This is a genomic window from Gilliamella sp. wkB178, from assembly GCF_001690705.1.
Taxonomy (GTDB): domain Bacteria; phylum Pseudomonadota; class Gammaproteobacteria; order Enterobacterales; family Orbaceae; genus Gilliamella; species Gilliamella apicola_K.
Map to the genome: position 1 here is coordinate 279114 of NZ_LZGK01000016.1, position 23720 is coordinate 302833.

20 protein-coding genes are annotated in these 23720 nt (G+C 39.8%); 6 read left to right on the forward strand and 14 right to left on the reverse strand.

Translation table 11 applies throughout. The features are described from left to right. Positions 1-10 precede the first annotated feature (10 nt). The 8 genes from A9G13_RS10870 to A9G13_RS10905 all read right to left on the reverse strand — a co-directional run bounded on the left by A9G13_RS10870 (position 11) and on the right by A9G13_RS10905 (position 7187). On the reverse strand, positions 11-706 hold the full coding sequence (locus A9G13_RS10870) for a phosphoglycolate phosphatase (RefSeq protein WP_065557620.1): 696 nt from the start codon (positions 704-706) through the stop codon (positions 11-13). Beyond that, a complete protein-coding gene (gene rpe / locus A9G13_RS10875; RefSeq protein ID WP_065557621.1) occupies positions 699-1376 on the reverse strand; it encodes a ribulose-phosphate 3-epimerase in 678 nt (225 codons plus the stop codon). The genes A9G13_RS10870 and rpe overlap by 8 nt, the downstream gene beginning before the upstream one ends. Before the next feature lie 38 nt (positions 1377-1414). Then, on the reverse strand, positions 1415-2236 hold the full coding sequence (locus A9G13_RS10880) for a Dam family site-specific DNA-(adenine-N6)-methyltransferase (protein ID WP_065557622.1): 822 nt from the start codon (positions 2234-2236) through the stop codon (positions 1415-1417). Positions 2237-2285: 49 nt separating this feature from the next. After that, a complete protein-coding gene (locus A9G13_RS10885) occupies positions 2286-3155 on the reverse strand; it encodes an SPOR domain-containing protein (RefSeq protein WP_065557623.1) in 870 nt (289 codons plus the stop codon). 68 nt (positions 3156-3223) lie between these two features. Next, positions 3224-3745, reverse strand: coding sequence for a shikimate kinase AroK (gene aroK / locus A9G13_RS10890; RefSeq protein WP_065557624.1), 522 nt, complete (start codon positions 3743-3745; stop codon positions 3224-3226). Positions 3746-3933: 188 nt separating this feature from the next. Next, entirely contained in the window at positions 3934-4896 is a 963-nt protein-coding gene (gutQ, locus tag A9G13_RS10895; RefSeq protein WP_065557625.1) for an arabinose-5-phosphate isomerase GutQ, read from the reverse strand. 216 nt (positions 4897-5112) lie between these two features. Beyond that, entirely contained in the window at positions 5113-5736 is a 624-nt protein-coding gene (locus tag A9G13_RS10900; protein WP_065557626.1) for a LysE family transporter, read from the reverse strand. An 8-nt stretch (positions 5737-5744) separates the two neighbouring features. Beyond that, positions 5745-7187, reverse strand: coding sequence for an LTA synthase family protein (locus A9G13_RS10905; protein ID WP_065557627.1), 1443 nt, complete (start codon positions 7185-7187; stop codon positions 5745-5747). A 336-nt stretch (positions 7188-7523) separates the two neighbouring features. Between A9G13_RS10905 and glyA the strand changes: the two genes are divergently transcribed. Further along, on the forward strand, positions 7524-8780 hold the full coding sequence (gene glyA, locus A9G13_RS10910) for a serine hydroxymethyltransferase (RefSeq protein WP_065557628.1): 1257 nt from the start codon (positions 7524-7526) through the stop codon (positions 8778-8780). Positions 8781-8859: 79 nt separating this feature from the next. Here the strand turns inward: glyA and A9G13_RS10915 are convergent, their stop codons facing one another. Next, positions 8860-11025: a phage holin family protein gene (locus A9G13_RS10915; protein ID WP_065557629.1), complete on the reverse strand. Its 2166-nt coding sequence runs from the start codon at positions 11023-11025 to the stop codon at positions 8860-8862. A 199-nt stretch (positions 11026-11224) separates the two neighbouring features. On the opposite strand from A9G13_RS10915, the gene A9G13_RS10920 reads away from it, so the two are divergent. Next, positions 11225-13147 carry an ABC transporter ATP-binding protein gene (locus A9G13_RS10920; protein WP_065557630.1) on the forward strand — a complete coding sequence of 641 codons (1923 nt, stop codon included), beginning with the start codon at positions 11225-11227 and terminating at the stop codon, positions 13145-13147. Between the two features lie 4 nt (positions 13148-13151). Here the strand turns inward: A9G13_RS10920 and A9G13_RS10925 are convergent, their stop codons facing one another. Continuing rightward, positions 13152-14333, reverse strand: a complete 1182-nt coding sequence (locus A9G13_RS10925) for a sugar transporter (RefSeq protein WP_065557631.1) — start codon at positions 14331-14333, stop codon at positions 13152-13154. Positions 14334-14478: 145 nt separating this feature from the next. Beyond that, the gene (gene tpx, locus A9G13_RS10930; RefSeq protein WP_065557632.1) at positions 14479-14991 is read right to left on the reverse strand and encodes a thiol peroxidase; all 513 of its coding nucleotides are present in this window, start codon (positions 14989-14991) and stop codon (positions 14479-14481) included. 295 nt (positions 14992-15286) lie between these two features. On the opposite strand from tpx, the gene A9G13_RS10935 reads away from it, so the two are divergent. Then, positions 15287-15640, forward strand: a complete 354-nt coding sequence (locus tag A9G13_RS10935) for a DMT family protein (RefSeq protein ID WP_065557633.1) — start codon at positions 15287-15289, stop codon at positions 15638-15640. Between the two features lie 58 nt (positions 15641-15698). On the opposite strand, the gene apbC is transcribed toward A9G13_RS10935, so the two are convergent. Further along, entirely contained in the window at positions 15699-16766 is a 1068-nt protein-coding gene (apbC, locus tag A9G13_RS10940; RefSeq protein ID WP_218059237.1) for an iron-sulfur cluster carrier protein ApbC, read from the reverse strand. A 252-nt stretch (positions 16767-17018) separates the two neighbouring features. Between apbC and metG the strand changes: the two genes are divergently transcribed. Further along, a complete protein-coding gene (gene metG / locus A9G13_RS10945) occupies positions 17019-19046 on the forward strand; it encodes a methionine--tRNA ligase (protein WP_065557635.1) in 2028 nt (675 codons plus the stop codon). 21 nt (positions 19047-19067) lie between these two features. Here metG and A9G13_RS11195 read toward each other — a convergent pair whose 3' ends face one another. After that, positions 19068-19226: a hypothetical protein gene (locus A9G13_RS11195; protein WP_176701971.1), complete on the reverse strand. Its 159-nt coding sequence runs from the start codon at positions 19224-19226 to the stop codon at positions 19068-19070. Positions 19227-19477: 251 nt separating this feature from the next. Here A9G13_RS11195 and A9G13_RS10950 point away from each other — a divergent pair, with 251 nt between their 5' ends. Next, positions 19478-21013, forward strand: coding sequence for a hypothetical protein (locus A9G13_RS10950; RefSeq protein ID WP_065557636.1), 1536 nt, complete (start codon positions 19478-19480; stop codon positions 21011-21013). 809 nt (positions 21014-21822) lie between these two features. Here the strand turns inward: A9G13_RS10950 and A9G13_RS10955 are convergent. Next, positions 21823-22089, reverse strand: a complete 267-nt coding sequence (locus A9G13_RS10955; protein ID WP_176701972.1) for a hypothetical protein — start codon at positions 22087-22089, stop codon at positions 21823-21825. 59 nt (positions 22090-22148) lie between these two features. Between A9G13_RS10955 and A9G13_RS10960 the strand changes: the two genes are divergently transcribed. Beyond that, positions 22149-23510, forward strand: coding sequence for a hypothetical protein (locus tag A9G13_RS10960; RefSeq protein WP_141670920.1), 1362 nt, complete (start codon positions 22149-22151; stop codon positions 23508-23510). Positions 23511-23720 lie beyond the last annotated feature (210 nt).

Below are 23720 nucleotides of genomic sequence, written 5' to 3' on the forward strand. Positions count from 1 at the left end.
TTTATGCTAATTATTTTTTCGCATCAGCTCTCGGCTGAGGTAATATAGTTAAAATATCTTTAAAATCATCAAATAAAAAATCTGGTTCGCTAGTAGCAATGGAGATTCCATAGTTATAACCATAACTTAAAGCGACAGTCGGGCAGTTAGCATTTTTAGCTGCATCAATATCATTTTTAGAATCGCCCACAAACAGCAGTTGATCATTAAACAAACCAAAAGTAGCCAACACCTGATAAAGCGGCGCCGGGTGCGGTTTTAATTTAATCACATCCCCTCCACCAAGCACTAATGCAAAATAATCCTTAATACCTAATGAAGTTAATAAAGCCGGTAAAAATTGGGCCGGTTTATTGGTAACCAAGGCTAATGGATAATTGTTTGCATACAGTGTTTTGAGCGTTTCTTTAACATGGGGAAACAATTTAGTTTCGGCATCAATGACTTTATCATAATGATTATTAAATAGACTTTTAGCATCAGTAAATAGTTGTGGTGACAGTTCAACTTTAATGGCTGTAAATGCCCGCTCTAACATCACATCAACGCCATTACCTACCCAGTTTTTAACTTGGTCATTGGTTACAGTAGGTAATTTTAAGTCTGCTAGCATAAGTTGTGTCGCTAAAGCTAACCCGGGCACGCTATCCACCAATGTTCCATCTAAATCAAATGCGAGGGCTTGTATATCATCTAATTTACGCATGTTTAACTCCTGCTAACTGTTTACGCATAGCATCTATCACCGCTTTGTAATCAGGGTGTCCAAAAATGGCTGAACCGGCAACAAACATATCGGCGCCAGCTTTGGCAATCTCAGCAATATTTTCGACTTTGACGCCGCCATCAATTTCCAAGCGAATATCACGGCCTGAATGTAAAATGCGTTGTTTAACTTGTTGTAGTTTTTTTAGGGTAGTGGGGATAAATGATTGACCACCAAAACCAGGATTAACACCCATTAATAAAATAAGATCAACTTTATCAATGACGTAATCTAAATAATCGAGTGGAGTGGCAGGATTAAGCACAATACCGGCGGTACAGCCATGATCTTTAATTAACTGTAATGAGCGATCTAGGTGAATGGTAGCTTCCGGGTGAATCGAAATATTACTCGCTCCAGCCTTAGCAAAAGATAAAATTAAGTCTTCAACTGGTGACACCATTAAATGCACATCAATAGGAGCCGTAATGCCATAATCGCGCAGCGCTTGGCAGAACATCGAACCCATGGTTAAATTAGGTACAAAGTGATTATCCATCACATCAAAATGAACCACATCGGCACCGGCCGCTAACACATTTTGAGTTTCTTCACCAAGACGAGCAAAATCAGCTGATAATATTGATGGCGCAATAATAAATTCTTTCATAGTGTCCCTCTAATAATTAAGCATATACACAAACTAGTTTATGATTTTTTGTATAATGCTAAAATTTCATCAATTTTTTTGCGGCCTTCACCGGCACAACTAATCGATCGCCGTATTTCGGTGCGGTGAAGATAGTATGCTTTATTATAAAGTGTTTTAGTATAATCTGTATAATGATTAGACACTAATACCGGAATATTCTTTTTATAAGCTATTTTTTCCGCTAATTGTGACAATCTTTTATGCTCTTCAAAACCAAAATTATTTGAATAATAAGCGGTAAATCCAGCTGAATCATTAGGTGACAAGTAAGGAGGATCACAATAGATAACCGAATTAGGTTTGGCTTTTTTCATTACTTCTTGATAAGGCGCACAAATAAATTTGGCAGTTTGCGCCTTGTTAGCAAAAAAATACAACTCTTTTTCTGGAAAATAAATAGTATTATAACGGCCAAAAGGCACGTTAAATAAACCACTATTGTTATAGCGGCACAAACCGTTATAACAATGCCGATTTAAATACACAAATAATAGCGATCTTAAGTATTGATCTTTACTAGCATTAAATACGTCGCGCAATTGATAGTATGCGTCAGAACTATTATTTTGTGGGTTAAAGAGTAATTTGAGATCATTAATAAATTTATCTGGATTGGTTTTCAATAAATTAAATAATTCAATTAAATCATTATTGATATCAGCCAGAATATAACTTTTATAATTAGTATTTAAAAATACCGAACCAGCACCTACAAAGGGTTCTATTAATTGATCCCCTTCCGGTAGATACTGCTTAATTGTATCCACAAGCTCATATTTTCCCCCAGCCCATTTTAAAAAGGCTCGTTGTTTTTTCAACGGATGCTCCTGTTTTACTCTTGGTAGTAGGATATATGAACCATATCCACTATTTTATTACTTTCTCTTTATTAAGACTGGCACCAGATTTAACCCAAGGCTTATCTTTTTGTAGTGCACTAGGTAACGCTTTGATGGCTTTTTTGGCTTCATCCATTGAGGCATAACTACCTTTAGTTAACACAAACCACGTAGTATTATTGCGTTTAGTTTCGTGAATTTGATAATTAGTAATATTATGCTGTTTAACATATTGTTTTAGCTTATCAGCTGATGTAGACGCAGTAATTTGAATAGTATATTGGTCATTCTTTATTTTAGCGTTTTTACCAGAACTGTTTTTTTCTTCTTTAGGATTAACATCTTTCTTGGTAGAAGTATTTTTAATCACCGGCGGATTAAGTTTGGTGCTCTTAGTATTATTTGCGTGCGTGGAGGTATTACTAACAATTTCATTGGTTGGTGTTCTGGTAACTGAATTTTGAGTTACCGGCGAAGATACATTAGGGGTATTTGCCGGTGTATTACTATTCGAAATTTCAGGATTTTCCGGAATATTAAGTTGATTAGTGTTGGTTTCCGGCGCATTAGTGGGCACCGGATTAGCATTGCCAGGTTGAGCATTATTAACAGTACTGTTTTGCCCATTAGAACCATCAACCGGAGAATTATTAGTTGTTTCGGTAGTATCGACACTATTAATTTGCGCCGGAGTTAATAATGTAGGCGTCGGTTCTTTTTTATTAGAAGAACGAAACACCAGTAAACTAAGCAATAACAGAATAATAACAATTGCTAAACCAGCAATTACTAATTTTTTCTTGGACAAATCTTTTAGAAAACTTGGCAATTGTAATGAGGGCGTAGAGACCTTATTAGATTGTTCGGTTACATAACGGTCATCTTTATCTACACGCATATTTACTCCTTAACCTGTCCCCAGGATTATTGCTTATCATTATTAACTATTTAATTAAAATAAACAGTTTAAATCTGCTCTATTTTTTCAATAATGTAACCCGCTACACCTTTGGCACTTTGTTCATCTGTTTTGATGGTAATATCAGCAATTTCTTCATATAGTGGTTCGCGTTCATCAGCTAACTCTTCATATAGCTCACGCGGAGTATTACCACCTTGCAGTAATGGGCGGCGTTTATCTTTTTGGGTACGAGCCATTTGCTTTTCAATTGTGGTCTCAAGATAGACGACAATGCCACGTGCTGATAACCGATTGCGGGTTTCCTTAGATAATACTGAACCCCCACCCGTTGCCAGTACTACACCTTGTTTTTCAGTCAATTCATTAATGACTTTTTCTTCTCTGGCACGGAACCCATCCTCACCTTCTAAGTCAAAAATCCATGCAATATCAGCGCCAGTACGTTTTTCAATTTCCTGATCAGAATCAAAAAATTCCATGCCTAACTGTTGTGCAATTTGTCGGCCTATTGTGCTTTTTCCTGCCCCCATTGGGCCAATTAGGAAGATATTTCGCTTTTCTGCCATTGTAGTTTCATCATCTATTAAATTTGGTTAAAATATACAACACAATATCAATACGTTACGATTATATGTAATCAATTCTAGTATTAATTGTGTAACTTGTTCTTGGATCTCCGTCTAACGACAAAAATTTAGGTCGGTAATTATCTCAATAGATAGCCCCTTTTTGCAATAGGTATTTATCAATAGTTTTAGCTAATTCCGGCTTGGTGCAAATCATGGATATTTAATGCACCCACTAATTCCCCTTCAGAATTAACTACCGGGGCAGCAGTAATATTGTGGTCATTGAATAATTTTAAAGCCTCAACCGCTTTCCAATTTTCCGGTACTCGGTAGCCAGGGCTGGTCATCACATCCATAATACAATCTTGTAAGGTACCATTTTTTAATAATAAACGGCGTAAATCCCCATCGGTGAAAACCCCAATAATTTTATTATTATCATTACAGACTGCCACTAAACCTACCCCAGTGCGGCTAAGTTCTAACATCGCTTCAAGCACTGTCGCGGTTTGCGGAACTTTAGGAATTAAGTCACCAGTACGCATCACATCTTTAACGTGATTAAGTAATTTAGCACCTAAACTACCCGCCGGATGTGAACGGGCAAAATCTTCCTCTTTAAAACCTCGAGCGCGCATTACTGCGATGGCAAGTGCATCTCCCATCAGTAGAGTATTGGTAGAACTGGAAGTCGGTGCCAGTCCCATTGGACAAGCTTCTTTTTCAATGGAAATGTCCAAAACTGCCTGCGCTGATTTGGCAAGGGGGGAATCTAAGCCACCAGTAATGGCAATAACTGGAATATTCATGGCTGCCAGTATCGGCAAAATAAAACTAAATTCTTTAGCGCGTCCGGAATAAGAAATTAAAATAGCCACATCATTTGCGGTTACCATGCCTAAATCGCCATGTAATGCTTCAGACGGGTGCATAAAAAAAGCTGGACTACCTGTGCTAGCTAACGATGCCGCGATTTTTTTGCCGATGTGCCCGGACTTGCCAATACCGGAAACTACCACTTTACCTTTAGTGGCTAAAATCAGCTGACAAGCTTTAATAAAATCTTTGCCTAAACGCTGAGGTAGTTTATGGGCTTCATAAAGTTCTAATTCAAGTAACTCTCGACCATATTGTAATAATTTATCCATTTTAATTAGCCTATGGTGTTTGGTGTAACATAATTAATTTTTATTAGCGCTTGTAAAGCAAATTGTTAGTTATTATATACTTTTATACGGCGAACAGTTTAACAATTAACAGTTAAATATTCAAAAAAGAAAGTAGTCGTATTTTAATCTGTCAAGATGTTTCCTGAGAACTATACGTTTCAGTATAAAATATCGGTAATAAATTGGTTTAGGTGATTAAATACCGAAAGCCACTTTGACCCCAAGCGTAATTAAAATTACTCCTAATAATTTATCAATAATAAATTGAATTTTAAAATAACGGCGTTGTATTGCTTGGGTTTGAAAAATAAACACTACCAACGGCCACCACAGTATAGCTTCAAACCAGATGATTAAAGCCACTAATAGTTTATCGGTTAACGATGAACTGGCATCTAACACTTGGGTAAAAATAGCCAAAAAATATAAGGTAGCCTTAGGATTAAGTAAATTACACAAAAAACCTTGCATAAATGCCGTCTTAGTCGAAATTAACTGTTGGGGCATCGATTTACAGACATAAGTAGTTGCCGATTCTTTAGCTAACAGCGCTTTAATCCCCAACCAGATCAAATAAGCTGCACCCGCGTAACGCAGGGCATTATATAACCAAGGTGTAGTGGTAATCAGTACCGCTATTCCGGCAACACAATAGCTCATGTGTACGCAGATTGCCATAATTACCCCCAAACAAGTCATTAATGCTAGTTTACGAGGGTAACTTAAACTATTTTTGAGTATCAGAAAAAAATCCGGACCAGGGGATATCATCCCGAAGCAACTTATAGTGGTGACTAAAATCAAAGTATCAACTGTCATATTTAATTTTATTTAAATTCCTCTGCTGAATGATTCAAAGTCGCGATATTGGTTTTATTTTGTTCAATAAACTGTTTTTTATCGAAATTTTCTGTATTTAGATAATCGGTTAAAAATTTGGCATTAGTTTCGATTTGGGCGCCATTAAGGATCAACCTAGGTAGATCTATTTGATAGATGGTTTGATCCGGAGTTTTTTGTAAATCCTGAGCAGCGGCATTTGTGAGTAAGTACAGTTTACGTTCTTTCGTAGACAGTTGCTTAATTGTTGCAGTACCCGACCCCATCATTAAGTGATCAGGGAAAATATAAAACACCGTGTTAGCTAATAATCCTTGCAGTTTCAGGTTTTGCATGAACTGCCCTAAATTATAATCGAGCGACGCTGCCACAAATGACATATTATCTTGTTTGGGGCTAATGATGGCCCGCATACGTTCATCATCAAAGCCATTAGGTGCATGGGTAGATACTGTGGAGATAAAGAGCGCAAAAGGTTTATCACTCTGGCTCATGGTAGCGATCTGTTTTTGGGCAATATCAAAAATATCTTTGTCATATAGGCCAAAAGGGGCTTTAGGGTATTGACCTATATAGTTCTTCTCCGAAATAACTTGCATCCCCAACAGCTCAGCTGTATGCCCGATCCCGGCAAAGTCAGGACCAGCCATTACATAGCGAGTTTGGTATCCCGCTTGGGTTAGTACATCACCTAAACTCACTAATTTAGTGGCATTAGCTTGCATTAATGGTGTGGTTGCATAACCACCTATTAAAAAAGGCACACCAGTCATGTAGGTATACATTGAGGCCGTGGTCCAACTACTACCGGCACTCATTGGCATGTTAGCAAAGAAGGTATAATCGTCACGTAATTGTTTTAGATTCGGGGTTAGATCGTTAAAATCGAAAAAGCCTTGTTCAAAAGACTCTAACGATAGCACCACGATATTTTTGCCTTTATGGCTAATTAGCTGATTTTTATTGGTATAATCCTGCATGTTAAGCGCTTGTAACGCATGATCGAATGGTTCACGTGGGGCACTGGTTACCTGATAAATCTCATATAAGCGGCTAAATGGACCATTATGATAACTAAGCGAAACCACCGCTAAAATTGCTAATGACAACCGCAATAGTAAGTGGCATTTACGTTTTAATAGATTGGCTAATTTGGATAATAGCCAGATTAAAACAAAAAATACCCCTATAACTAATACTGCTTGCAGCTTAAAAATAAATAAACCTTCGATAATATCGTTAACATTTAAATTAACGTAAAACTGATAATCAATAAAGCCACCACTAAAATAAATAGAAGTAAGCTCCATAGTTATCAGTACGGTCATTAAGATTATGGTCAATAATTGCCATTTTTTCTGTTTTAACAATGAAGCAATAACAATGGTTAATATAAAAAACGGTATAACAGTAAGTGTCGATAAAGGCATATAAACTAAAAACTCAATTATAAACTTAGCGTCAGTATATACTTAATGTTAGTAAAATTGAAAATTTCCCTGAGTAAAAACTGAGTTTATTAAGTTCAGTTTATGGTAACAATAGCTAGTAAGATTGTTAATAATTTATGACGATCACTGACTAGCTGATCTCATAATAAATAAAACCAATGATCGCTAATTGCCTTGTTAATATAAAATTTTTTTATAATTAGTAAAAAAGATTGCAATAAAATGCTGATTGAGTGAGGATAAATGCTTGGTTTTTATACTAACAAGTACTGCAATAAGCTTACAAGCTGATCTAATTTATAATAAGGAGTCAACATGTTTAGTAAAGCAATGACCATTGCCGATTATGATAAGGATTTATGGGATGCCATTAAAGGTGAAGAGCAACGTCAAGAAGATCATCTGGAGCTAATAGCCTCCGAAAACTATACCAGCCCGCGGGTAATGCAAGCGCAAGGATCGCAACTCACCAATAAATATGCGGAAGGTTATCCGGGTAAACGTTATTATGGTGGTTGTGAATATGTTGATATTGTTGAACAATTAGCTATTGATCGGGCTAAAACCTTATTTGGTGCGGATTATGCTAATGTACAACCACATTCTGGTTCGCAAGCCAATTTTGCGGTTTATAGCGCTTTATTGCAACCGGGTGACACCATTTTGGGTATGAACTTATCCGAAGGTGGGCATTTAACCCATGGTTCGCCAGTGAGTTTTTCCGGTAAGCTATATAAAGTTGTGGCTTATGGGGTTGATGCTACCGGGCATATTGATTATGCCGAACTAGCAACCATTGCCAAACAGTCCCAGCCGAAAATGATTATCGGTGGTTTTTCTGCTTATTCTGGCATCGTTGACTGGCAAAAAATGCGTGAAATTGCTGATAGTGTAGGCGCATATTTATTTGTGGACATGGCACATGTTGCCGGTTTAGTTGCTGCTGGAGTTTACCCTAATCCGGTGCCGTTTGCGCATGTAGTCACTACCACTACCCATAAAACGTTAGGTGGGCCACGTGGGGGGCTAATTTTAGCCAAAGGTGGCAGTGAGGAACTGTATAAAAAACTAAATTCAGCGGTATTCCCCGGGGCACAAGGTGGCCCGTTAATGCATGTGATTGCCGCTAAAGCCGTAGCGTTAAAAGAGGCAATGGAACCTGCTTATAAACAATACCAACAGCAAGTAATTAAAAATGCCCAAGCTATGGTTGATGTTATTTTAAAACGTGGTTATAAGGTAGTTGCTGGTGAAACGCAAAATCATCTATTTTTAATTGATTTAGTGGCTAAAGGCATCACCGGTAAAGAGGCCGATGCCGCTTTAGGTAGTGCCAATATCACCGTAAATAAAAATAGTGTGCCCAAAGATCCTAAAAGCCCATTTGTTACTTCGGGAATTCGGCTAGGTACGCCGGCGATCACACGTCGTGGTTTTAAAGAAGCGGAATGCCGTGATTTAGCCCATTGGATTTGCGATGTGTTAGATAATATTAATGACGAACAAGCGATTCAAGCTGTTAAAGCAAAAGTCCTAGCTATTTGCCATCGCTTGCCAGTGTATGAGCATTAATGGTGCTAATGGTTCGCCGAGGTTATCAGCGAACCAAAGCTAGTAATAGCGATACTTATTGCGATCGCTATTACTAGGTTTATTTTTGCGTATTGGTGTTATTGCTAATTTGTTGTTGCTTTTGTGGTTCAAGGTATTGATTAAAATAACCTTTATGCCATAGCCAACCACCAGCAATGCCAATACCAATTAAGATGGCCAGTATAAATGCTATTAATGGTTTTCGGCTGCGTTTCCTCATTGGGTCACGTAAATTACGCTTAGCATTTGGTGGCAATTCAGCTTTGCTAGTAAGTAGCCCGCCAAGTAATAAATTAATCTTAACTTGTCCATTAATTGCCCAACCGGAAGCTTCAAGCAACGGTCCTAGGGTTCGGCGCCGTAATTTTAGCCATGCCAAAATTACCGAAGGACCAGAAATGATTAAAAATAACCCAATAATAACTAATGGGAACTGCCACCAAGTTAATGAGAAAATTGCTTGGAAAATAGTTGCCAAGGCAGTGCCAATGGCGCCAATAGCCAAACCAATAGCGGCAAAAACGCCGACACTTTTACCAATATCAAATTTATTTTCCGGATTTTGAATTACTTGAGCGCTAGATTTTTCTATGTTGGCGTCTTTGCTACTAGCCCATTTATTGATTTGTTCGGTAATTAAGCGACCAATACGTTGATAAGGCGCCCACACCGCTTGTTGAATACTAATTGGTTTGCTAATTATTTTGACTACATTGGCATCCCAATCGTTACCTTCGGTGTCAATAAACACACCATTACGCCCCTCAATTAACAGATCGCCTTGCCCGGCAGTAATAGCCGCGGCAATAAGTTGTTTTTGCCCGTGGCGCGTACATTCACAATAAAGTAGACATAATTCAGAATAATTGGCTAGGGTAGAGTGCTTGGCAATGTTATCAACGGCAACACATAAAGTGGCGCAGCGGCCATCAATATAAAGCTTGCCAAGTTGAAACGCCGCGGTATTTTCGAGTGAGAAAAAATCAGCAAACGAAGTAAAGTTAACCAATAACCGATAAAGGTGTTTATGGAACAGCACTAATTTTTCTAAAACTAGCACATCAGCCGCCGAAATAGGGGTTTGATTGTCTTGTTCAACCATGTGTTGAAATTCGTTAAGCAGTTGCTTGTCAGTCAAACTGGCAATCAATGGTGCCGGTAGATCTGCAATACTGGCAGTTGGCGCAATGGTTACCTTAATTTTTGCCATTTCTGGTTTGGAATTAATCAATTTAGTATAAGCTTGCAAACTAGTTTGAATATGTTGCCATTCTGCTTGGCTCAGTTGATCTGGATTGGCTAATGACGACGCCACTAAGGATTTAAATTGGCTGACTTTGTCCTTCCAAAGTGGATTAAGTCCATTCACTAAATCCAAAGTACTGTTAGTGTCAATTTTCGATAATGGTAGTTCTGCCAGCGCGTCGTCGGATAATAAGCCATTTTCCGTTGGCACTATATATTTTTCATCTACATTCAGTGCGGTTTGCGCTTGGGGCGCATATTGAGCCAGTTCTATCCGCAAAAAATAATCATCAATTTTAGGTTTAAGTATTTGTACCAGTTTCCAAATTTCGGCACGATTGTCACCAAAAGGGGTTTCGGTCTTACTAATATCAGTTTGCCATTGCTGCCAAGTTTGCAGATTGTTAACAAAAGTAGTGGCAATATCTAAATTAATACCGGCTTGGCCACTCATGTCTTTTTCGGCACCAATAACCTTAATTGCTGATTGAATAAAGGTTTGCATAGTCGCGGATAATTCAGGCGCCGGAGGGAAGATTAAATCGCCATTATAAAGTTTGCCGGCATTGATTTTAATTGCTTGTTGCACATCATCTTGAGTTAAAAAATCTTGTTGGTTTTTATTTAAATTAGCTAAGATACTATGCGCAGTTACTAATAATTTTTGCCCTGATTTAGTGGCGGTATCAATCTGCGTCAGTGGCAGAATATCGGATGATTGTAAGATTTTATCAAAAGATAAGACCTTGTCTTTAGTCCAACTAATGGCATCTAAAATATCGGGAATACGGATGCGGCCATCTTGGTCAACATCCAAAAGCGCCAGGGTTCTTTCGTCAAAATTGAGGCCTGTGGTGGGGCAACTCAGTGCCACCCATAATTTGGGGTCTAAGTCAGCTAAATTAATAATGTCATCACTACTGTTAAATACAACTTGATCTAATCCACCTACTCGTTGGAACGTCCACATATGACTCATAATAACCTCCACACCGAGATTTATTAATATTTTCAGTTAATTAATAAATACTACAGCATTAGTTTTATACAGGAAGAGAACCGAGATCTCACATTAGTGAGGATTTTTATTATATCTTTGGTAATTGATTTTAGTTGCCAACAACAACTTATGATAGAATACCCGCTTATTATTCAATATCCAAACAAAAACCACAAGTATGTCATTAATTAATCTTACAAATGCTTACCTTTCATTTAGTGATGCGCCCTTACTGGATCACATTGATCTGGCGATTGAAGAAAACGAGCGCGTTTGTCTGGTGGGGCGCAATGGTGCCGGAAAATCTACCTTACTTAAAGTACTAAATAAAGAAATCCCTTTAGATGAAGGACAAATTGTTTACGAAAATAATGTGGTGGTGTCGCGTTTACAACAAGATCCGCCGCGCGACATTCAAGGTAATGTATTTGACTTTGTCGCCGAAGGGTTGCAAGACCAAGCTCAGCTATTAAAAGATTATAATGAACTCTCGCATCGCATTGAGCATGATCCGAGTGAAGCTAATTTAGCTAAATTAGCCAAAATACAAGAACAGCTCGATCAGCAAAATGGTTGGCAGTTGGATAACCGCATCCGTAATGTTATTTCCTCACTGTCGTTGGATGGCGAGGCGGCGTTATCCTCATTATCGGGTGGGTGGTTACGTAAAGCCGCACTGGCAAGGGCATTGGTCTGCCAACCCTCAGTATTATTGCTGGATGAACCCACTAACCATTTAGATATTGAAACTATTCGCTGGCTGGAAGAATTTTTAAAGAGTTTTAGTGGTAGTATAGTGTTTATTTCTCATGACCGTTCTTTTATTCGCCAAATGGCGACACGGATTATCGATTTAGATCGTGGTAAAGTGGCTTCATGGGGGGGCGATTACGATAGTTATTTGCTGGGTAAGGAAGAGGCTTTACGCGTCGAAGAACTGCAAAATGCTGAATTTGATAAAAAACTCGCCCAAGAGGAAGTGTGGATCCGCCAAGGAATTAAAGCACGCCGCACCCGTAATGAAGGCCGAGTACGGGCTTTAAAAGCCATGCGCCAAGAATATTCTCAACGCCGTCAAGTCATGGGTAGTGCCAAAATGCAGATTGAAGAAGCACTACGTTCCGGAAAAATCGTGTTTGAACTGGAAAATGTCAGTTACCAAATTGACGGTAAACAATTAGTTAATGATTTTAGTGTGCAAGTATTACGCGGCGATAAAATCGCGCTTATTGGCCCTAATGGTATTGGCAAAACCACATTATTAAAACTCATGCTTGGTGATTTACAACCAACTTCGGGCAGTGTTCATTGTGGAACTAAACTTGAAGTTGCTTATTTTGATCAGTATCGCTTAGAACTCGATCCTGAAAAAACCGTAATGGATAATCTGGCTGAAGGTAAACAAGAAGTGATGGTTAATGGGCGTTCTCGCCATGTGCTTGGTTACTTGCAAGATTTTTTATTTCCACCAAAACGCGCCCGCACACCAGTGCGGGCATTATCCGGTGGTGAGCGTAATCGCTTATTGTTGGCAAAATTATTTTTAAAACCAAGCAATTTACTAGTACTTGACGAGCCGACTAATGATCTGGATATTGAAACATTAGAACTATTAGAAGAATTGGTTAATGATTATCAAGGAACAGTATTACTCGTGAGCCACGATCGCCAATTTGTGGATAATGTGGTCACCAATTGTTGGTTTTTTGAAGACCAAGGCCATATTGGAGTTTATGCCGGTGGTTACAGCGATGCTTTGCAACAACAGCAACAAACCAGGCCGGTAAACCTGCAAGTTGCAACAAATAATAATAAAGCGACTAAAAAGGAAGACAATAAGGCCAACACTAACAATAATCAACCGGCAAAAACCAAGCTGAAACTTAGTTATAATGAGCAACGCGAATTAGCCCAATTACCGGAAAAAATAGAGCAACTAGACGTTGAAATAACCGAGTTACAAGCCCAAATTGGTCAGAGTGACTTCTTTAATCAACCTCACGAGCACACTAGCTTAATTTTACAAACCTTAGCCGATAAAGAAGCGGAACTTGAAGCCGTGTTTGCAAGGTGGGAACAGCTAGAAGCCATTAATAAGTAACCGTTTAGTGGTTACTTATTGAATACCAAGTTTTTCTGGCTAACCAATAAAACAAACACAGGGCGATGATCACAAAAATTGCCCCGACAAAACCAATATAATGCGTTGACAGATACAGCAACACTTGGCTACCCACAAAGGCGCCGCCACCAATCCCAATATTGTAAATCCCGGAATAAACGGAAGTGGCTATGTCGGCGGCATCCGGGGCAACATCAATCACTTTACTCTGCATTACCATACCAATAATCGTAATTGATAGCCCCCACACCATTCCTTGCACTATCGCGGTGAACAAGCTAAACGAACAAACATAAAGTGATAACAAACAAATCAGTAACAATATTATTGGCACCACTAAAATAGCTACCGGATGCTTGTCAGCAAATTTGGCAAAAAGAATGCTACCTATCATGCCGGAAAAACCAATAGCTAACAGTAGCACCACCACCATATGCTGATCAAAACCGCCCACTTTAAGCATAAAAGGGGTAATGTAGGTATAAGCGGTAAAATGCCCGGTTATGATAATCGCGGTTAGAAGGTAGATGTTAAGCAGTACCGGTCGCTGTAACACTTTAGGAATGTCCCTAATCGAAATGGTATTCATGCTCGGCACATTCGGTAGTAAATACATTAATAACACCATCACACAAAAAGCGATAATCCCAATACATAAAAAAGTGACTCGCCAACCCACCAGTTGCCCAATCATAGTCCCAATAGGAATACCTAAAATAGTTGCCATCGACGTTCCAACCACAATAAAGCCCATCGCTTTAGCCTTTTTACCATTGGGGGCTAATCGAACCGCTAACGGCGTAGTGATGGCCCAAAATACTGCGTGGGCACAGGCAATACCAATTCGTGCCACCATTAAGCTATAAAAATTCCATGCAAAGCCAGCTAAAATATGACTACCAATAAATAAGCAGAACAGAAACACCAGCAATTTTCGCCGTTCCATTTTCGCTGTCAAAATAGTCAATGGTAGCGACAGTAGCGACACCGCCCAAGCATAAATAGTTAGCAATAGCCCGGCATGGGCTACATCCATCGAAAAACTTTCGGCAATATTGGGCAATAATCCCACCGGCACAAATTCGGTAGTATTAAAAATAAAGGCCGCAAAAGCCAAACAAAGAATAGAAGACCATATCCGCGATCGTTTCTGGGTATTATTCATGATATAAGTAAATAGATGGGCTAGATAAGTTGCGGCGATTATAACCGAATATTATTTATTATTAAACTGATACCCTAATAAAACTCAAGCTAACTTACCACCTAAAACCAGCCTAGGTGGTAAAATCATAATAGATTAATAGTTATTAAACTAAGGCTTTGACTGCAGCCAGAACTTTGTCATAATCAGGTTCATTGGATACTTCTTTAACATACTCAACGTAAGCAATTTTGCCTTGTTGATCAATAACAAAAACGGCGCGCGTCAATAAACGTTTTTCTGCGATGACTACCCCATATTTTAAGCCAAAATCAAGCTCTTTATGATCCGAGGTGACTTTAACCGCATCAATACCTTCGGCCGCACAATAACGGCGTAAAGCAAATGGCAAATCAACACTAATCGAAAAAATAACTGTATTTTTAAGGTTAGCTGCGGCCACATTAAAATGATGAACTTGAGCACTACAGACCGAAGTGTCAATTGAGGGAACGGAATTAATAATTCTAACTTTACCTTTAAAGTCAGATAATTTGACAGCATTCATGGCGACATCTTGAACCACAAAATCCGGAGCCAGATCGCCAACTTTCATTTTCGGGCCTAATAAAGTAACGGCTGAACCGCCCATAGTGACTTCGTTTACTCTCTTTTGCATAATCGTCTCCTAAATGTTGTGATAAGTGTGGTTACCTAAGGTGTAATTGCTAGCAATACCTTGCAGCAGCAATACATTGAAAATAGATGGAGATAAGCTAAAACATGTTGCTTAACTATAAAACGACACAGGCAGGACTACAATAGCCAGAACCCATAAACAGGGGCAATTTAACCAATTAATAAAATAGATAATTACTTCTTTGCTATAAGCAAATTGCCAAGTTGCGTTGGTGTAACTTTAATAGACACAGGTATATAATAGCCGAACTTATTCCATTACTGTCATCTTAATCATGAATCAACTTCTTATCACTGTTTGTCTACTTACCTTTAGTAATATTTTTATGACCTTTGCTTGGTATGGCCACCTACGCTTTTTACATAATCAAGCTTGGATTGTGGCGGTGTTTATTAGTTGGGGGATCGCCTTATTTGAATATTTATTACAGGTGCCAGCCAACCGCATTGGCTTTCAAGTGGCCACTGCCGGGCAATTGAAAATTATTCAAGAAGTGATCAGTTTATCGGTATTTATTCCATTTTCGATATTTATTCTTAAAGAACCTTTCAAAACAGACTACATTTGGGCTGGATTATGTTTGCTGGGGGCGGTGTTTTTTATGTTTAAGGATAAAATAATCAGCTAACCGGGGTAGGGTTTTCCGCGCTTGTCGATTTTGGTTAATATAGCGGAAAACCTTTATTTTATAATGCTTTAAACGAAATATCCGGTAAAATTGCTTCACCTTGCCAATACAGTTCACTGGCAATGCGGCCAGCAATTTGGCCATAAATCTTACTAAATTCACTATCAGGGTGACTAATGACTGTGGGTTTACCAGCGTCCAGATCTTGGCGTAACATTCTATGCAGTGGGATTTGCCCTAATAACGTGGTGTGGTATTGCTTGGCTAAACGTTCGGCACCGCCTTCGCCAAAAATTGCTTCATGGTGACCACAATTTTCACAAATATGGTAGCTCATGTTTTCAACAATACCCAAGGTTGGAATATTCACCTTAGTGAACATGGTGATCCCTTTTTTGGCATCGATTAAAGCAATATCTTGTGGGGTCGTTACAATCACTGCCGCTGTAACCGGAATGTTTTGAGCCAGTGTTAATTGGATGTCGCCGGTACCCGGTGGCATATCTATCACCAAATAATCTAGTTCAGGCCACAGCGTATCTTGTAAAATCTGCAATAGCGCCTTACTAGCCATGGGGCCACGCCAAACCATGGCGCCATCAGAGTCAACCAAATAGCCAATCGAATTACTGGCTAGTCCATAAGCCATAATTGGGGTCATATGCTTATTATCAGGTGATAAAGGTTGCTGTTTTTCGGTGCCAAGCATAGTTGGGATTGATGGCCCATAAATATCAGCATCCAAAATCCCCACTTTGGCACCTTGTTGTTGTAAAGCTAACGCCAAATTAACCGCTGTCGACGATTTACCCACACCGCCTTTACCGGAACTCACGGCAATAATATTTTTAATATTATTAATAGCGGGTTGATTATTGGCACGCTTTAAAGTAGCAATATTGTATTTAATCTTCCACTTAACATCATCAACGCCATCTAGTTTAAGTAAAGTAGGGGTAAGCGTTTGTTGTAATTCAGCAAATGCCGTTTGCCAAGCAAATGGCATTTCCAAAGTAATCAATAATTGTTTATTTACACATTCACATTGTTTTACCGCACCTAGTTCAATCAAATTTTTAGTTAGAGTAGGGTGAGTAAATTGCTCAAGAATCTTTTCTGCTTCCATGGGTATAAGCCTTATCACTTGGAACATAAATGTTGGTATTCATATTACCACAAATTAGTAACTCATTGATATTGGTTAATAAAGATAGTAATCATGGTAGACTACAAATGCCAGTGCCTACATTATAAAACCATCACTAAATGGTGGCTGAGTATCTAAAGAATTTTCAGCAAATTATGGCATAAATCTGGCGATAATCCCACGATTGTTGTACTATTTCTGCCATTATGTAAAAAAAGGTAATAAATCAACATGACAACTCAACGCAAAATACTGGTTACTTGTGCGCTTCCTTATGCGAATGGATCAATTCACTTAGGTCATATGCTTGAACATATTCAAGCTGATGTTTGGGTGCGTTACCAGCGAATGCGTGGTAATGAAATCTATTTTATTTGTGCCGATGACGCTCATGGCACCCCAATTATGCTCAAAGCTCAGCAATTGGGCATTACGCCGGAACAGATGATTGATGAGGTAAAAGCCGAGCATCAACGCGATTTTGCCGGTTTTAATATTAGTTTCGATAATTACCATTCAACTCACAGCCCGGAAAATAGGGAAATCTCCGAGCAGATTTATAAACGCTTAAAAGCTAATGGTTATATTAAGACTAAAGTGATTTCACAACTGTTCGATCCGGAAAAGCAAATGTTTTTACCGGATCGATTTGTAAAAGGCACTTGTCCGCGTTGTAAAGCGCCGGATCAATATGGCGATAACTGCGAAGTCTGTGGTGCTACTTATAATCCCATCGACTTAATTAATCCACAGTCAGTTGTTTCTGGTGCTACGCCGATTATGAAAGACTCGGAACACTTCTTTTTTGATCTGCCGGCTTTTTCCGACATGTTACAACAGTGGATACGTTCAGGTACTTTACAAGAACAAGTGGCCAACAAAATGCAAGAATGGTTTGCCGCTGGCCTACAGCCGTGGGATATTAGCCGCGATGCCCCGTATTTTGGTTTTGAAATTCCCGATGCTCCGGGCAAATATTTTTATGTATGGTTAGATGCGCCAATCGGTTATATGGGCTCGTTCTTGAATTATTGCAATAAAAACCATAAAGCGATTTTTGATGAGTTCTGGAATAAAAACTCGTCCACGGAACTGTATCATTTCATTGGTAAAGATATTGTTTACTTCCATAGCCTATTTTGGCCAGCCATGTTAGAGGGGAGTGACCACCGCAAACCATCGAATATTTTTGTGCATGGTTATGTTACTGTTGATGGTGCCAAAATGTCTAAATCGCGCGGTACCTTTATTCAAGCCAGCACCTATTTAAAACACTTAGATCCTGATTGCCTGCGTTATTATTATGCCGCTAAATTATCACCACATATTGATGATATTGATTTAAATCTGGAAGACTTTGTCCAACGCGTGAATAGTGATTTAGTTAATAAAGTGGTCAATATTGCTTCGCGTTCGGCTGGTTTTATTAATAAACGCTTTGACGGCAAACTGTCAGCGCAAGTTTCCGAGCCAGAGTTATATGCGCAATTTGTTGAAAAAGCACAAATTATTGCCGATTATTTTGAACAACGCGAATCCGGTAAAGCCATCCGTGAAATTATGGCATTAGCCGACGAAGCCAACCGTTATATTGATGAAAAAGCCCCTTGGGTGGTTGCTAAACAAGATGGGCAAGATCAGGCATTACAGGATATCTGTTCCATGGGGATCCACTTATTCCGCATTTTAATGACTTACTTAAAACCGATTGTGCCTTCGCTAGCAATGCGCACTGAGGAATTTTTAAATAGTAAATTAGAATGGCACAGCATTGATCAAGCCCTAACTAATCACACTATCAATCGCTTTAAAGCCTTATTTAACCGCATAGATATGGACAAAATCACCGCCATGATTGAAGACTCAAAACAACAAGCTGCATCAGCTGCGCCAGCAACAGCCAAAATTGCTGAACCGATTGCCGAAACTATCAATTTTGATGATTTTGCTAAAATTGATTTACGCGTGGCCCTCATTAAAAATGCTACTTTGGTTGAAGGTTCAGATAAGTTATTACAGCTCACCTTAGATATTGGTGACGAAACCCGCAATGTATTTTCGGGGATTAAACAATACTACCCCGATCCGCAAGTATTGGTAGGGCGCTTAACGGTGATGATTGCTAACCTGGCACCTAGAAAAATGCGCTTTGGCATCTCCGAAGGCATGGTGCTGGCTGCCAGTGGCAAAGATGATAGTGACGGTATTTACCTATTATCACCGGATAACGGCGCCAAACCCGGTATGCGAATTGCCTAAGTTGCTCGGGAATTATACTAATTACGACCGACAACGCCAAAGCACACCATACCAACCAATGCCAGCTCCGCCGCTGGCATTTTTATGTTTGTTAAGATGTTTCCTGAGAGGTATACGTTTGCGTATAAAAAATAGGTTGATATTTGTTATGGTTTGGGTTCGATAATGGCGTGTATCCATAAATTGGCTTTAAAGCCTTTATTGGCATGGGATAAAAGGAATTGTTTGTTTTTTACACGCTACATGCCGAGTAAAATCACCTACTATTTATACTGGTATTTACACTTATTTTACAAATATTTTAGATTGAGAAGTAGTTAATTTTTTATCAAAGAATTATACTTTTTATAGCTAAAATGAGTTTAGCTCAATTTATCAGTAATGGAGAAAAATATGAAATAAAACAAAAAATAAAGAAAAGGTGGAACGTTATGTACTATTCAGTTAGACGCCAGCTTTATACCATAAATCTTTTTAAAAACGTTTTAGTTAAACTATTACTCCTAAAACTCACTTTAACTCTTAAACATCTAAATTTATCGCGATTTTCGCAGTTATATTATTCAACCTTAAAACGCTTATCTAAAGTAGCTTTAGCATTAATACCCTTATCATTATTGCCATATTCAGTCAATACTCAGGCCTTATTAGCCAGCACAATACAGGTGATTAATGGTAGTGCGCCTTATTTAACTTTTGATAATGGGGTAACTAAAGTCACTACTGCTGAGGGTCTGTTATGGATTACCCTATCCAACGGTACTCACATTACTCCGGCAATCAATACTTCAGCGACTACAGCTATAGTGTTACCTAATGCTGGTGAAACTTTAGCTGATGTACAGATGTTGGTGCCTACCACTGCTAACTCTATTGCCTTAAACGACTTAATTAGTGCACCCTATAATTATTGGGGCGATGATGATGGTGATGGTCAGGGTACTAATGGTATTACCGCTACCGGTAATTTAAGCGTCAGTATTACCGATAAAGACAATCAAGCCGTGAGTCGTAGTGCCAGCTTAGATTTATGTAAAGCACCTTATAAATTGCAATTAACCAGTACTGATGTTAGTTTAACTACCCAGTATGGGGTGCCCAATAGTAGTAATTTCACTGGTAATAGTGCCACTTATTATATCAGTCCTAAAGCTGTGCCTACAATCTGTTACGCCATGCCAAATCTAACCTATGGCACCGGCGACAAGGCCGGTCCCGCCACTATCTGGAACCCAACTAAAGGCTTCCTGGTGCAATCCACTGAACCATCAAGTTACAGTCGTAACTTCCCCACTACTGGAGCCAATAATGTGTATTTTGATTTAGAAATAGGTGGTGTTAATGGTTCAGCATTGACATGGCCAACAGTCAGCCAAGGAGGTATTACCGCAACCATGACGCCATCACCCGATAATGCCAATAACATCCGCGTCACCCTCACTGGTCCGGCGGCAACAGAATCCCAAATCAGTTCAGCCACACCAGGTAGCGTCGCTACTCCCAGCTTGCCACAGACATTCGTGTTAGTCGGTAAAGATAGTAGTAATAGCGAGCTAGTAAGCTATGGCTTTGTCTTAAAGCATTGGTTCGTAAACCGTGGAACTAAAAGAGATACTTATGCTCCCACCTCATCCTGGTGTAGTAGTTTAGGTTACCGTCTGCCCCAGGTCAAAGACTTAACTAACGCGAAGTGTGGTGTGGATAATAGATGGTTTCCATGCGTTAATGGCATAGATGGCGCCACGCCGTCATCAACTGTTAATTATTACCAACGTAATATTGGTGCGGGTTTGTTCACTGAATGGGGCTACATGCACCCTTATACCGATGCCGGCTTCTTCTACAACTACTACTGGACAAGCGACAGCAACGGTTCTAACCAGTTCAATGTCTACTCGCTCACCGGCGACGTTGTCAAAGACGGCGATCCCAGCATCGGCTACAACGCGGTTTGCGCCTATCCTTAGTCCTTAGTTCTTAGTCCTTAATCCTTAAGTCACGGGTGTTTAATAAGGGGTAATAAAGTTTAAGCAACCAAAGGACGGTTGCAGCGGCAGGGGCAACCCGAGCCGCTTTTTAAAATGCCAGCAATCAACGCTGGCATTTTTATGTTTGTTAAGATGTTTCCTGAGAGGGGTATGTTTGCGTATAAAATTGGTTAATTAGTCACGCTGCCGCTTAGGCGTTAAGAGGGATTGGTGTGAATCCCTCTTAACAATCTCCCCACACCCCGCAGGAAGTAAAAACCAATTAATTTACAATAGTCTTGGGTTTTAGGTGTTAAATCGGCCGTTAGATGGTGCCGACAACTGAGTGAGGTTAGCACGGCAAACAGGGAAGTTTGCCGAGGGAGTGCTTTGTAGGAACAAATCACGACCGGTGCGTTAAGACCAAGCGAAGGCGGAGGGCAGTCGTAGACCACCATCTGCAGGCCCGCGTTTGGGTTGTAAGGGAATTTTCGCGTTAAAATTCCCTTACTCGAGCGTCGGCACCGTAATTAAAATAATCACCAAATCGTAAAACGCTCGAAACCTAACGGATTTACATAATTAATTTCCCGTCAAGATGTTTCCTAATAGGGGTATGTTTCAGTATAAAAACTCAACCCAAACCCAGCTTAAAAATAAAGCAAATGCCTTCATCTTTACTATTCTTTACAAATAAACTTAACAAAACAGTAGTTAAAATTTATCAAGGCGATATACTTTTAGCGATGAGTGGTACGGAGGTTATTTTTCGTGCACTCGAATGGAAAAAGTGTAAATAAAACATAAAATTACTTGACGGAATCTTCATCATGGCTTATACTGGAAGACACAAGACACAAGACACAAGCACTGGCAGCTTTACGTCCAAAATCTATCTCAACACACTGTAGTTGCCTCATTTCACCGAAGTGATAATTTAGTTCCCGATTTAGTCCTAGATTTAGCCCCGTGCCGTCGGCATAATCGGCAACCTGGTCACCCCAATCGGCAATTATCTTCAATGGTGCCATTATGGCTACTACAATCATTACCGCCCAATCGGCAGTTACCGCCATTATCACTAATTAAGCGCCATTCACGTTTAGGTTTTAATTTAAAGCGTTGTTTAGCCTTAATGCCGTTGCTGTTATTGCCATATGCTACTACTACCCAAGCGTTGTCCGCCACTACTGCCCAGGTAATCCATGGTACTCAGCCATATTTAACCTTTGATAATGGGGTCACTAAGGTCACGACTACGGAGGGTCTGTTAGGTATTACCATCTCCGACGGTACTACTCAAACCACCTACACACCGGATAATACTTCGACCGCAGCTAACCCAATAGTGCTCAGGGCAGCTAATCAGCGCTTTACCGATATTGGTATGCTGGTGCCTACCAATACTGATTCCATCGCCTTAAACGCTCTAATTGGCGCACCCTATAATTATTGGGGCGATGATGATGGTGATGGTCAGGGTGCTAATGGTGTTACCGCTAGTGGTACTTTAAGCGTGCGTATTACCGATAAAGACAATCAGGCAGTGAGTCGAAATACCGTTTTAAGTGCTTGTAGTGGTGCCCCTTATAAAGTGGAATTAACCAGTACTGCTGGTAGTTTAACCACCCGGTATGGGCTGCCTAATAGTAGTAGTTTCAGCGGAGGTACTGCTACCTATTATATCAGTCCCCCACCTACAATCTGTTACGCCCAGCCGAATCTTAAATATGGTTCAAATAATGAGTCAGGCTATTCAGGAGAGAACTTCGCCGGCCCCGCCACTATCTGGAACCCAACTAAAGGCTTTCTAGTGCAATCAACTACACCATCAAGTTACAATCGTAACTTCCCGACTACCGGTGCTAATAATCTGTATTTTGATTTAGACATAGGTGGTGTTAAAGGTTCAGCATTGACATGGCCAACAGTCAGCCAAGAAGGTATTACCGCTACCATGACGCCATCACCCGATAATGCTAATAACATCCGCGTCACCCTCAACGGTCCACATATGAACTCTAATATTAAAACTGTCCTCTTGCCACAGACATTCGTGTTAGTAGGTTATGATAGTAGTTATAGAGAGGTAGTAAGATATGGCTTTGTCTTAAAGCAGTGGTTCATCAACAACGGAAGCAATTGTGATAAGTATGCTCACGTTTTATCCTTGTGTAGCCGTTTAGGCTATCATGTGGCAGAGTTCAAAGAGTTAACTAATAACGCTAGCCGCAATTCATCCGGAGCTATTGTAGGCACTTACCAACGTAATATCGGTGCTGGACTGTTTAGTGAATGGGGCTACATGCCAAGTTATACCGGTAGCGGCTTCAGTACAAACTTCAGAGGCGCGGCGTTCTACTGGACAAGCACCAAAGCTAACTCTCGGGACATGTGGTGTGTCAACTCGACCGACGGCGCCAAGGTGTCAGACGTTCGCAACACCCCCGACGACCACTGTGAATATGAGGTTTGCGCTACCAACATCGTTCACTAATTGGCACTTAACGAACCGCCGCGTAGCGCACTTCCCTGTGCGCCCACGGCTCACCCGGCTTCCTGCCGGCTGTTCTATGCCAATTACCTCCCTCAGCACCACTTAAGCGGGGAATAAAAACCAACACCCATAAAACCAATCATTCAATAATAGGTTAGGGTGTTAAGATGTTGATGTTAAATTGGCCGTTGGATGGTGCCGACAACTGAG